Here is a 12534-nt window from a genome sequence, read left to right on the forward strand (position 1 = left end):
ACAACGACAGCATCAGGGTTTCAGGTGACTTGACGACACTCCCCAAGCCGGTTGTAACGAAAAGCTTTGATTGTTTTTCGATTTTTGTAGTTTCCTATACGGGTGCTACAGCTAAAATAAATACCGGCTTTAGGTTGGTTGAGGCTGCTAGCGTGAACGCCACTTCGGTTCTTTTGGAAGATTTACGCGCTGGCACAACCAGCAATCGCGCTCGTCGCTACAATCCCAAGGAAATTGCCCGATTTTACGGCCGGCGACCTTGGATTGGTATCTTGCGGCTGCTGCAAATTGCTTGGTTCAGTGCTGCATTCGTGTTTGGCTGGTTGGGCGATCAGTTGTTGGGCGAGCGGGCTGACCAAGTGGGCCAGCGAGCCGAGCAACTGCGTCAAATTTTGATTCACTTGGGCCCCACGTTCATCAAAGTTGGGCAAGCCCTGTCCACTCGGCCCGATCTGGTGCGGGTGGATTATTTGGCGGAACTCGAAAAACTTCAGGATCAGCTCCCGCCGTTTTCGACGGAACTGGCTTTCAGCATCATTGAAGCGGACTTGGATCGCCCCCTGCGGGACATCTTCCGCGAAATTTCTCCCGAACCGATCGCGGCGGCCAGCTTGGGACAGGTCTACCGCGCCAAGCTCTACAGCGGCGAGGACGTGGCCGTGAAAGTGCAGCGGCCGAATCTGCTGCCAACCTTGACTCTTGATTTGTACTTAATTCGCTGGTGTGCCAGTTGGGCTGCTCCTTGGCTGCCGCTCAATTTGGGCCATGATTTGACCCTGATTGTGGATGAATTTGGCAGCAAACTTTTTGAAGAAATTGATTACCAAAACGAAGGACGCAACGCCGAGCGATTTGGTGAAAATTTCCGTGATGATCCCACGGTCAAAGTGCCAGTAATTTACTGGGACTACAGTAGCCATCGGGTGCTGACGCTGGAATGGATTGACGGCCTAAAGCTGACCAACACGGACTCGGTGCGGGAAGCGGGTCTGGATCGGGATTCTTTGATCGGGATTGGGGTCACTTCTGGCCTGCGACAGCTTCTAGAATTTGGCTTTTTTCATGCGGATCCCCATCCGGGAAATCTGTTTGCCCTGCGCGATGGTCGAATGGCTTACATTGATTTTGGGATGATGGATCAGTTAAACGAATCCACCAAGGAAACGATCGTGGATTCGGTGGTGCATTTGTTGAACCGGAAGTATGAGGAATTGGCGGGGGATTTTGTACGCCTCGGCTTCCTAGCTCCGAATACGAATATTCGTCCCATTATTCCGGCGTTGGAGTCGGTTTTGGGCGAGGCGATCGGGCGGAATGTGGGCAGCTTCAACTTCAAAACTGTCACCGATCGGTTCTCGGAATTGATGTATGACTATCCGTTCCGAGTGCCGGCCAAATTTGCCTTGATTATTCGATCGCTCGTCACCCAAGAGGGCTTGGCTCTGAGTTTGAACCCTCAGTTCAAAATTTTGGAAATTGCCTATCCTTACGTGGCGCGACGGTTGTTGATGGGAGAATCGCCCCAACTGCGTCGCCGTCTGATTGAAGTGCTGTTTGAAGATGGCAAATTTCAATGGACACGCCTGGAAAATATGCTGGCGATCGCCCGTTCAGATTCCGGGTTTGACCTGGTTCCCACCGCCGGTTTGGGATTGCGCTACTTGATGTCCGAAGAGGGGCAATTGCTGCGCCAACGGTTGTTGCTAGCCCTAGTGGAAGACGATCGCCTCCATGGGGCTGAATTGCAACGCCTGTGGGATTTGGTGAAGGATGATTTGGAACCCAGTCGCCTGATGCAGGTGGCGTTGGATACGGCTTGGGATGCGATCGCTGAGTTTTCACGCGATCGGGCTGCTCAATTGTTGCCCACTTGGGGCGCACCGGCTGCCGCTTTTAAAAGTTAGCCTGCAACCCGTGGTTAATTAACGCCAATTAATTAACGCCAATTAATTAACGCCAACCAACGAAAACTCAACTGATGGGATCAGGGGCTTAAGCTGCGTAACAAGGGGCTTAAGCCCCTTGTCTGTCATGGTTTTATCCGTTTTGGTTGTACTGATCGTTGGAGCACTAGCCTACTTTTGCTCGTTCAAGTTCACCGCATGGAGACCGCATTCTTTTTTGCCTGCATCTTCCCACCACCAACGACCTTCCCGCTCATGTTGGTTGGGCAATACGGGCCGAGTGCAAGGCTCACAACCAATGCTGATAAAGCCCTTTTCGTGAAGTGCGTTATAGGGCACTTCATAGGCGCGAATGTACATCCAAACATCGCTGGAAGACCAATTAGCCAGCGGATTAAACTTCACCAATTGATGGTCGGGTGTGGAAAATCCGCCATCTACTTGCACGATCGGGACACTATCCCGAGTGGCAGGATTTTGATCTTTCCGTTGCCCCGTAATCCAAGCATCCAGAGTGGCTAATTTACGGCGCAGAGGTGCAACCTTACGGATGCCACAGCACTCTTTATGGCCATCTTCATAGAAGCTAAATAGCCCCTTGGCGTTCACCAATGCTTCTACGGCCGCTGCATCGGGAAACATTACATCGATCGAGATGTTGTAGCGTTGACGAACGCGATCGAGCAGTTGATAGGTTTCCGCATGTAACCGCCCCGTGTCCAGGGTGAAGACTTGAAAGGGCTTGCCCAATCGGTGAGCCATATCAATCAAAACCACATCCTCAGCGCCGCTGAAGGAAATGGCCATATTGTCATACAAACTCAGGGCCCGATCGAGAATTTTTTGGGGGCTTTCATTCTCTAATTCCTGAGCCAAACTGTTAATGTCAATGGCGGGGGCAGTTAAGGATGTCACAGTTGGTGTTCTCCCTTGGATCGTGATGGGAATTGAGCACAATTGAGTGGGAAGCGAACGGCAAGGCAATCCCACCCAATTTTCTGAAATGCTGAAGTCCAAGGGATCCATTCTATGATGGCGGCGACCATTCAGGGCTGGCGTTGCGGCCTGGACTGAAGGGGATCCACAATCGATCGTGAGCAAACGGCCGCCGGTTGGAAAAAAGCCGGGTCAATGGCAGCAACCATGCATCCAAGCCGGCCAATCTTGTCACCGAAGCGATCGCGACTTGACATTTACCGAAATTTCTTCCACTCTGTCCAATTAGTCTTTACGGCTAGTCTTTGCAGCCACTTCGATCGCCCGTTTTGTCCCGATCGCGTCGTCCGCCTCAGCCTGTGACCGCGATCGCGCTGTCATCTATCCAAGTTTCGATCTATCTATATATTAGGAATACTGGGTCAGCCCTCCGCCATCCATGACAACCCTTGTTATTGTCGAGTCCCCGACCAAAGCGAAAACCATCCGCAACTTTCTGCCGTCTGGCTATCAGGTAACGGCTTCGATGGGTCATATTCGCGACTTGCCCCAATCGGCAAGTGAGATTCCGGCGGCGGTTAAGGGCGAACAGTGGGCCCAATTAGGGGTCAACATTGAAAAGAACTTTGAACCCCTTTACGTCATTCCCAAGGACAAAAAAAAGGTCGTTAAAGAGTTACAAGACTCTTTGAAGCTGGCCGATGAATTGGTCTTGGCCACTGACGAAGACCGAGAAGGGGAAAGCATTAGCTGGCATTTATTGCAGGTTTTGAAACCAAAAGTGCCCGTGAAACGAATGGTCTTCCATGAAATCACGGAAGAGGCTATTCGATCGGCTATTCAAAACTGTCGCCAGGTGAACGATAACCTCGTTCATGCTCAAGAAACCCGCCGAATTCTTGATCGCTTGGTGGGCTATACCCTGTCACCTTTGCTGTGGAAAAAAATCGCAGCGGGCCTGTCCGCAGGGCGGGTGCAATCCGTGGCGGTGCGGATGTTGGTGATTCGGGAACGGGCCCGGCGGGCGTTCAAAACCGGAACCTATTGGGACTTGAAGGCGGCGCTGACCAGCTTGGACGATCGCCCCTTTGAAGCCAAGTTAGTGGCCCTAGATGGCAAAAAATTGGCTACGGGGGCGGATTTTGACGAAGCTACTGGGCAAATTGCGGCGGGCAAAAATGTTGTTTTGCTCAATGAGGAGCAGGCCCAAACCCTGCGCGATCGCCTGCGATCGGGCGATTGGACGGTGGCAGACATTGAGGAGCGACCCAACACCCGCAAGCCATCGCCTCCCTTCACCACCTCCACCTTGCAACAGGAGGCGAACCGCAAGCTGCGGCTCTCGGCCCGGGACACCATGCGCACGGCCCAAAGTCTCTACGAGCAGGGCTATATCACCTATATGCGAACCGACTCGGTACACCTGTCTCAACAGGCGATCGAGGCGGCCCGTGCTTGCGTGACGGAACTCTACGGCGCAAATTACCTGAGTCCCCAACCGCGTCAATATGCCACCAAGGCCAAGGGGGCCCAAGAAGCCCACGAAGCAATCCGCCCGGCCGGCAGCACGTTCCGCACGCCGCAACAAACGGGCCTCAGCGGACGGGAACTGCAACTATACGATCTGATCTGGAAACGGACGGTGGCTTGCCAAATGGCCGACGCGCGCCAAACCTTCGTTTCGGCCCAAATTCGGGTGGAAAACGCTGAATTTCGGGCCAGCGGCAAGCGGATTGATTTCCCGGGCTTTTTCCGGGCCTATGTGGAAGGGTCAGATGATCCCGATGCGGCGATCGAGGATCGGGAAGTGCTGTTGCCGCCCTTGACTAAGGGCGATCGGGTCAATTGCCAAGACCTGGAGGCCCTGCGCCACGACACCCAACCCCCCGCCCGATACACGGAAGCAGCCTTGGTGAAAATGCTGGAAAACGAAGGCATCGGCCGCCCCAGCACCTACGCCAGCATCATCGGTACGATCGTCGATCGGGGCTACGCCCAACAGCTCGGCAATGCCCTGGTTCCCACATTCACGGCCTTTGCGGTCACGGGGCTTCTGGAAAATCATTTTCCTGACCTGGTGGACTTTGGGTTCACGGCCCAAATGGAACGCACCTTGGACGAAATTTCCACGGGCAAAACCTCTTGGCTGCCCTATCTGCGTCAGTTCTACTTGGGTGATGGGGGGCTGGATACTCAGGTGAAGGTGCGCGAAAGCGCGATCGACCCGGCCGAAGCCCGCACGATCGTTTTGGAAGATTTGAACGCCGATATTCGGATTGGCCGCTACGGAGCCTATGTGGAAGTCGTGGACGACCAGGGCGCAACGATCAAAGCCTCCCTGCCCAAGGATTTGACTCCAGCCGATCTAGACGCGGAGCAAATTTCCGCCCTGATTCGCCAAAAGACTGAAGGCCCCGCTTCGATCGGCAACCATCCCGAAACCGGCGAATCCATTTACGTGCTGACGGGAGCCTATGGGCCCTACGTGCAGTTGGGCGAAGTGACTGACGAAAATCCCAAACCCAAACGCACCTCCTTACCCCGAGGCGTGACCCCCGAAAACCTGACCCTTGAGCTGGCCTTGGGTTTGCTCTCTTTGCCGCGCTTGTTGGGGCAGCACCCGGAGACCGGCCGCCCCGTCAAAGCCAGCCTTGGGCGTTTTGGCCCCTACATTGTTCACGATATGGGCAAGGATGGGGGCCAAGATTACCGATCGCTCAAGGCCGATGATGATGTCACCACCATCACCCTGGAACGGGCCCTGGAGCTATTGGCCCAACCGAAGGCCAGCCGCAGCCGCAAACAGAAAACCCCGCTTCGCGAGTTGGGCCCCCACCCGGACGACAACGAACCGGTGAACCTATATCAGGGGCCCTATGGCATCTATGTCCAACACGGCAAGGTGAATGCGGGATTGGCAGAAGGGCAAACCGTGGAGAGCCTGACCTTGGCGGAGGCGTTGGAATTGTTGGCGGCCAAAGCGGGCAGCAAGAAAAAGACTGCCCGTAAAACCACTAGCAAAACCACAAAAACCACGGGTAAAACCACGAAAACCGCTAGCAAGACCGCTAGCAAGACGACGGGTAAAACCACCGGCAAAACCACCAAGACAAAAACCACAGACGCAGAAGCAGCCTCAGAAGCAGCTCCCAAGACCACTCGCACCCGCAAAGCCAAAACCACCGAGGACAATTCCCCGGAGGGCGAAACCACCCGATCGACCCGATCGAGTAGCACTCGCCGCAAGGCTTCCTAAATCGTGATTCAGCCCCTAGGACTCTGGGTTTAGGATTCTGGGCTTAGGACTTTGGGGACGATCGGGGAAATGGCGGAAAACCACCCTCCGGCGGGGAAATTCCCACCGCGTGCGCATCCCCAAATCCTTCCTAGAATTGAAGCAACGGCCGGTCTTCGGATTTCCAAACTCCAAACACCGATGCCGATTTCTTCTTTCGGTTTGGTGCTATGAATCAACTAAAAACCACGGTTTTGCTCGCCAGCATGAGCGGCCTGCTGATTTTTGCCAGCGGTCTTTTGTTTGGAGGTGCTCGCGGGGCCTTCCTGGGGCTGGTTTTGGCAGCGGTGATGAACCTGGGATCCTGGTTCTATTCGGACAAAATCGCTCTGGCGGCCTATGGGGCCCAGCCCGTGAATCGATCGCAAGCGCCCCACCTTTACGCCATGTTGGAGCAACTGTGCGATCGTGCGGGAATGCCCGTGCCCACCCTGCACATCATCCCCAGCCCAATGGCTAATGCCTTTGCCACCGGTCGTGACCCCCACCATGCGGCGGTGGCTGTGACGGAAGGGATCCTGGAAATTTTGCCGGAAGATGAGTTGGCGGCGGTGATTGCCCACGAACTCAGCCACATCCGCAACCGCGACACCCTGACCCAGGCAGTGGCGGCCACCATTGCGGGCGCGATTTCTTACCTGGCGCAGGCGGCCATGTGGTTTGGGGGCGATCGCGATCGGGGCAATCCGTTTGCCGGGTTGTTGGCCATGCTCTTGGCCCCGATCGCTGCCACGGTGATTCAACTGGGCATTTCCCGAACGCGGGAGTTTTCGGCCGATGCGGGAGCCGCAGAGTTAACGGGCGATCCGATGGCCTTGGCTCGAGCCCTGAAGCGCTTAGAAACGATGGCTGATGCTACCCGTTTGGAGGGCAATCCCGCCTTTTCGCCTTTGCTGATCATTAACCCCAGCGCCAAAGACTGGCTGCGCAACTTGTTCTCCACCCATCCTTCCACGGAGTCCCGAATTGCTGCGTTGGCCCGTTTGGCAGGACGCTAGGGAGTTGGTTTAGTCCATTGCGTTAGGGATTTTCTCGTTGTCTTTGAGGGGCGATCGGGTCGTGAAAGCGGTTCGATCGCCCATTTTTTGTAAAATCCTGATAATGAATATTTTTAAGCAAGTTGCTTGAGCATCTTTTTGGGAATGTTGCGGGAATATTTTTAGGGAATATTTTGCGGGAATATTTTTAAGAATGTTTTTCGAGATTATTGCTCAGTCAATCAAGCAAGCAATCAGTTAAGTAATTAACCCAGCAATCAGCCAAGCAATTAACCCAGTAACCAACCAATTCAGATCCGACTAATTAGCCGGCCGATCTTGTTCTTGTCTTGGCCGATCGCGCCATTCCTCGCTAGCTTGGAGAAGAGCGCCGAATGATTGCTGAACAATTGCCGAACGATTTAATGCTATTGGGGTTGCCCCGCCATGAACCTTGTGGATGCGTTGCCAACCTTTTCGATCGCCCTGCGCGAGGGGTTTGAAGCGGTTTTGATCATTGGCTTAGTGTTGGCCTGTTTGCAACAAGCGGGCCAAACCCACCTCAACCGATCGGTGGCTTGGGGCATTGTGGCGGGGTTGTGCCTGAGTGCCTTGGTGGGCGTTGGGCTAGCCGGGGTATTCGGGGCCTTGGATCGATCGATTGCTCCTTGGGCCCCCTTTTGGACTCAAGGCTTAAAAGTGATCCTGGGCGCGATCGCCATTGGTCTGTTGAGTTGGATGTTGGTTTGGATGACTCAGCAGGCCAAACAACTGAAAGGAGAGGTGCAATCCTCTGTGCAGCGGGCGATCGGGGAGCAAGCAGGAGCCGCCTGGAAAATTTTTGGCTTGGTTACGGCCGCCGTGCTGCAAGAGGGACTGGAAACAGTCATTTTCATTGCCGCCCAGTTTCAGGAAAGCCTCGGGGCCGCCGTGGGGGCGATCGCGGGCGTAATCGGAGCCGCCATCATGGGGCTGCTGCTATTCCGGTTTGGCATCAAAATTAACGTGCGCCGGTTTTTTCAAGTGGTGGGCACAATCCTGCTGCTGGTGGTGGGCGCGTTGGTGATTTCCGTGCTCAAGCACCTGGAAGCGGCGACGGTTCTTTGGGGACAACTGCATCCCACCTGGGCTGGCCTTTGTGCCGTGGGGGGCGATTCTTGCTTGCTGGGGCCCCTGGTTTGGGATTGGTCAGCGACCTTGAGCGATCGGGTGTTGCCGGGCGTATTGCTCAAAACCCTTTTCGGCTACCGTGACCATCTCTACCTGGCTCAGGCGATCGGGTATGGCCTCTTTTTGGGGGGTGTGGGAACCCTCTACTTTCGCAGCTTGCGGGGCCAGCAGGAGAGCGCTGGCCCGGCTGGAGCTTCGCCGGCCCAGTCTTCTGCCCAATCGGGTCAAGGCTAGGGCCTGTCGTCAAATCGCCTGAAACAAATCGCCTGAAACCCTGATTCCACCCTTGGCAGATCGTGGGGGGCAAGATGCTCAAGCCCCTTGTTACGACGACTGGGGCATGGAAAATCAATCGTTTGCTGGTCAGCCAGTTCAGCCGCTGAATGAGTCGCTGAGTTGCCCCTAGGCCTTGGGTTTGAGATAGGCGATCGCGTGTCGCCAAACGATTGTAGGCTGGTCGTAATGGTCAACAATGCAAATGCAATCGCTGTCCTGCCACTTCACCTTGCCTGCAATTAGGTCATTGGTTAGCAGCTTTAGTTCCACTTCTTGCTTATTCTTAATGGCTGTCTGCACTTGACGGGTGCTGGGCAGCCCAGTATTAAATTCTTCAGCCATAGGGAGTGCTCAATGGGACTTGCGTTTGCAAAGTATCACGGATTAGGGAATGACTTTATTCTGCTGGATAACCGCGATCGAGCAGAGCCAATTCTCTCGCCTGAGCAGGCCGTGCAACTGTGCGATCGCCATTTTGGCATTGGGGCCGACGGTGTGATCTTCGTGCTGCCCGGCGAGCAGGGAGCCGATTACACCATGCGAATTTTTAACTCCGATGGTTCCGAACCGGAAATGTGCGGCAATGGCATTCGCTGTTTTGCCAAATATTTAGCGGCCCTGGAAGGCCTGGAAAACACCGAAAAAACCTACAAAGTCCACACGCTGGCGGGTTTCATTATTCCCACCATTCAAGCCGATAGCCAGGTGACTGTGGACATGGGCCAGCCGATTTTGGCGGCCGAGCGGATTCCTACCACCTTGGGCACAGCGGGCGAAACGGCCTTGGCCCGATCGCTCACGGCCGCTGACCAGGATTGGACGGTAACCACCGTCAGCATGGGAAACCCCCACTGTGTCACCTTTGTGGAGGATGTGAGCGCGATCGACCTGCCCGTCATTGGCCCGCAAATCGAATGCCATCCGGCCTTCCCCCAAAAAACCAATGTGGAATTTGTGGAAGTGGTTCGGCGCGATTATTTACGAATGCGGGTTTGGGAGCGTGGCGCAGGCATTACGTTGGCCTGTGGAACGGGGGCCTGTGCAACACTGGTAGCAGCCGTGTTAAATGGCCACAGCGATCGAGTGGCTACGGTGGAGCTTCCCGGCGGCCCATTGCAGATCACCTGGGATGCTGTGAGCGATCGGATCCTCATGACGGGGCCGGCAGAAGCGGTTTTTAACGGGGTGTGGAGGGGCTGGTGATCCGGCCCCGGGTCAAGTTAATCCGTCGCCAATGAGTCCGTCGCCCAAGCGGTGCTAAGGATTGGGGGCCGCCACGGCCCCCCGGCGATCACCAGTTCACGGCAGCAACTGAAGAGCAATAGGCATGAGCAGCGGAATTTACTTCGTACGCAATGATGGGCGACTCGTGGAGATGATGGAGCAGCCCTATGGGTCGGTGACGCTTCTTCAGGAACTCTTGGAAACTTACCCCAACCTATTGGCTGGCGATCGCAGCCTCATTAACCGTGATCAGGACTGGTTGGCCATCACTCGCCAGAACACGGTAATTTTTGATGACGAACGGGCCGATCGCTGGTCTCTGGATCGGATTTTTCTTGATCGCAGCGGTGTGCCCACGGTGGTGGAAGTGTTTTGCAGCCACGGACGCGGCGGCGGTCAACAGGCCCAAGAGCTGATTGGCCAGGCGATTGAATATGCCGCGAACCTGTCGCAATATTGGCCGATCGAAACCATGTTGGCCCAATTTGAAGCCAACTGCCGCGCCAACGATCGGGATCCTGATCAAGTGGTGGAAGACTTCCTGGGCCATGACGAGGAAGAAGAGCGTTTTTGGCAACAGGTGAAAACTAACCTGCAAGCGGGCCGGATCCGAATTGTGGTGGTTTCCGATGCCCTCTCGCCGGAACTGGTGCGGACGGTGGAATTTTTGAACGCCCAGATGGATCCGGCAGAAGTTCAGGCGATCGAACTGCGCCAATACGTGAGCGATGAAGGATTTCGCACCCTCGTGCCCCGATTAATTGGGCGCATGACCGACTCCAAGAGCGCTTCCCCCGCCCTCGATCGGCGGCGTTGGGACGAAGACAGCTTCTTCCAAGAATTCAGCACCCGCCAGGGGGAAGACGAAGCCGCCATTGCACACCACATTTACGAGTGGTGCAGCGATCATCCCAATGTGGAGGTCTACTGGCGCACGGGCGACACCTACGGCGGGTTTGTGGCCATGTGTGATTTTGGGCGTGGCGAGTCCCATGAGCTGTTCAAGGTGGGGATTGATGGGGGCTTGGAAATCAATTCCAGCACCTACGCTTCTTGGTATCCCTTCACGCGCCATGACGAATGGATGGAATTGCGCAGCCACCTCAGCTCGATCGGCCTGGCCCTCCCGCCGGACTCACGGGAGCGCCGGGCCCCCAACTTCAGCCTTTCAACCCTGCGGGATGAACAATCGCTCCGGCAGGTTTTTGAAACCTTCAGTTGGGTGTTGGAGCGGGTCAAACAGTCTTTGAATGACACCAAACGACGGGCAACCGATCGCGACTGGGCTGCTGGTTAAGATTCGCAAAACCTGGCTCATGCTCGCAACATCGCAACATCGGGATAGCTGCTGCGAGACAGAAACTGTGGAATAGAAACCGCCAGATACAAACTTTGAGATTAACGTTGAGATTAACTGAGCAAGGCTCAGGCAAGACCCACTAGCAGCCTATTGGCAGGAGTGTTTGGAGACATGGTGGTTGCGGGCAACAGGGATATGGCACAAACGAACCAAGAATCTAGGAACGGAGAACCCTGGAGCATTGATCAGGTGCGTTCCCAATTCCCCGCCTTAGACAACAAAACCTATTTCAACTACGGCGGCCAAGGGCCACTACCCCAAGGATCCTTGGAAGCCATGGTGCAAGCCTGGCAAACGATGCAGCAATTGGGCCCCTTCAGCAGCGCCGTGGGCGATTGGGTTGATGCGCAACTGGCCGCCACCCGCCAAACCATTGCTCAGGAATTGCAGGTGAGTCCGGAAACGATCGCCCTGACTGAGAATGTGACGGCTGGTTGCAACATTGCCCTTTGGGGATTGCCTTGGCGATCGGGCGATCGGCTATTGATCAGCGATTCCGAGCATCCGGGGGTGGTGGCCGCCGCCCAAGCGATCGCCCAGCGCTGGGGAGTAATGATCGATCAGTTTCCCCTGCGCGATCGAGTCCCTGAGCAACCGATCGTGGAAGCCATTTTGGCCCATCTGCATCCCCAAACCCGCTTGGTGCTGGTGAGCCATGCCCTTTGGAATACGGGCGAAATTCTCGATGTACAAGCCATTGCCCGCGCTTGCCGCCAACAACAGCCCTCCGTGCAAATCCTGGTTGATGCGGCCCAATCGGTGGGCCTGTTGCCCTTGAATCTGTCGGAGTTAGAGATTGATTTCTATGCCTTTACGGGCCACAAGTGGTGCTGTGGCCCTGATGGGTTGGGGGGATTGTATGTTAATCCCCGATCGAGCCTGGAGCCAACCTTTGTGGGCTGGCGTGGCATCACGGCCGATCGCCAAGGCAACCCCACGGGCCACAAAACCACCGGCCAGCGCTTTGAAGTGGCCACCTCCGCCTATGCGCTTGGGCTGGGTCTCCAATCGGCTCTGGACTTGCACCGCCGTTGGGGCACGCCTCAGCAACGGTACGATCGAATCGTGCAGCTTGCCGGCCGCCTTTGGCAACATCTGCAAACCATTCCCCAAGTGGAATGTTGGCTGCCATACCCGCCGCAAACCGGCCTCATTTCCTTCAAGGTCAGCGGCTCCCACAACGCTCGATCGCTCGTGGCCACCCTGGAAAAACAAAAATATTTGCTACGAACCCTGCCCAATCCCGATTGTGCGCGGGCCTGTGTCCATTACTTCACCCAAGAAGCGGAAGTCGATCAACTGGCGGAACTGATTCGATCGCTCGTAGCGGCCTAGCTTTGACTTAACTTTGACCTATTTAACCTAACCGTTCGCCCTGGGATTGTAATTGGG

The 12534-nt window shown here is 55.5% G+C and carries 9 protein-coding genes; 7 read left to right on the plus strand and 2 right to left on the minus strand.

The window, feature by feature from the left end:
• The first annotated feature begins 152 nt into the window (after positions 1 to 152).
• On the plus strand, positions 153 to 1904 hold the full coding sequence (locus VPK24_RS05430) for an ABC1 kinase family protein (protein WP_393011097.1): 1752 nt from the start codon (positions 153 to 155) through the stop codon (positions 1902 to 1904).
• A 171-nt stretch (positions 1905 to 2075) separates the two neighbouring features.
• Here the strand turns inward: VPK24_RS05430 and VPK24_RS05435 are convergent, their stop codons facing one another.
• Positions 2076 to 2819 carry a phosphoadenylyl-sulfate reductase gene (locus VPK24_RS05435; RefSeq protein WP_393011099.1) on the minus strand — a complete coding sequence of 248 codons (744 nt, stop codon included), beginning with the start codon at positions 2817 to 2819 and terminating at the stop codon, positions 2076 to 2078.
• A 460-nt stretch (positions 2820 to 3279) separates the two neighbouring features.
• Between VPK24_RS05435 and topA the strand changes: the two genes are divergently transcribed.
• From topA to VPK24_RS05450, 3 genes are all read left to right on the plus strand, one after another.
• Positions 3280 to 6096, plus strand: a complete 2817-nt coding sequence (topA, locus tag VPK24_RS05440; protein ID WP_393011101.1) for a type I DNA topoisomerase — start codon at positions 3280 to 3282, stop codon at positions 6094 to 6096.
• A 209-nt stretch (positions 6097 to 6305) separates the two neighbouring features.
• Positions 6306 to 7133 (plus strand): M48 family metalloprotease, encoded by an 828-nt coding sequence (locus VPK24_RS05445; protein ID WP_393011103.1) that lies wholly within the window; start codon positions 6306 to 6308, stop codon positions 7131 to 7133.
• Between the two features lie 426 nt (positions 7134 to 7559).
• Positions 7560 to 8516 carry an FTR1 family iron permease gene (locus VPK24_RS05450; RefSeq protein ID WP_393011105.1) on the plus strand — a complete coding sequence of 319 codons (957 nt, stop codon included), beginning with the start codon at positions 7560 to 7562 and terminating at the stop codon, positions 8514 to 8516.
• A gap of 168 nt (positions 8517 to 8684) precedes the next feature.
• On the opposite strand, the gene VPK24_RS05455 is transcribed toward VPK24_RS05450, so the two are convergent.
• Positions 8685 to 8900, minus strand: a complete 216-nt coding sequence (locus VPK24_RS05455; protein ID WP_393011107.1) for an Hfq-related RNA-binding protein — start codon at positions 8898 to 8900, stop codon at positions 8685 to 8687.
• A 12-nt stretch (positions 8901 to 8912) separates the two neighbouring features.
• On the opposite strand from VPK24_RS05455, the gene dapF reads away from it, so the two are divergent.
• The 3 genes from dapF to VPK24_RS05470 all read left to right on the plus strand — a co-directional run bounded on the left by dapF (position 8913) and on the right by VPK24_RS05470 (position 12477).
• Positions 8913 to 9761, plus strand: a complete 849-nt coding sequence (gene dapF, locus VPK24_RS05460; protein ID WP_393011109.1) for a diaminopimelate epimerase — start codon at positions 8913 to 8915, stop codon at positions 9759 to 9761.
• A 124-nt stretch (positions 9762 to 9885) separates the two neighbouring features.
• Positions 9886 to 11079, plus strand: a complete 1194-nt coding sequence (locus tag VPK24_RS05465) for a hypothetical protein (RefSeq protein WP_393011111.1) — start codon at positions 9886 to 9888, stop codon at positions 11077 to 11079.
• A gap of 198 nt (positions 11080 to 11277) precedes the next feature.
• Positions 11278 to 12477, plus strand: coding sequence for an aminotransferase class V-fold PLP-dependent enzyme (locus VPK24_RS05470; RefSeq protein ID WP_393011113.1), 1200 nt, complete (start codon positions 11278 to 11280; stop codon positions 12475 to 12477).
• Positions 12478 to 12534 lie beyond the last annotated feature (57 nt).

The sequence above is a fragment of the Limnothrix redekei LRLZ20PSL1 genome (assembly GCF_043235035.1).
Taxonomy (GTDB): Bacteria; Cyanobacteriota; Cyanobacteriia; order CACIAM-69d; family CACIAM-69d; genus CACIAM-69d.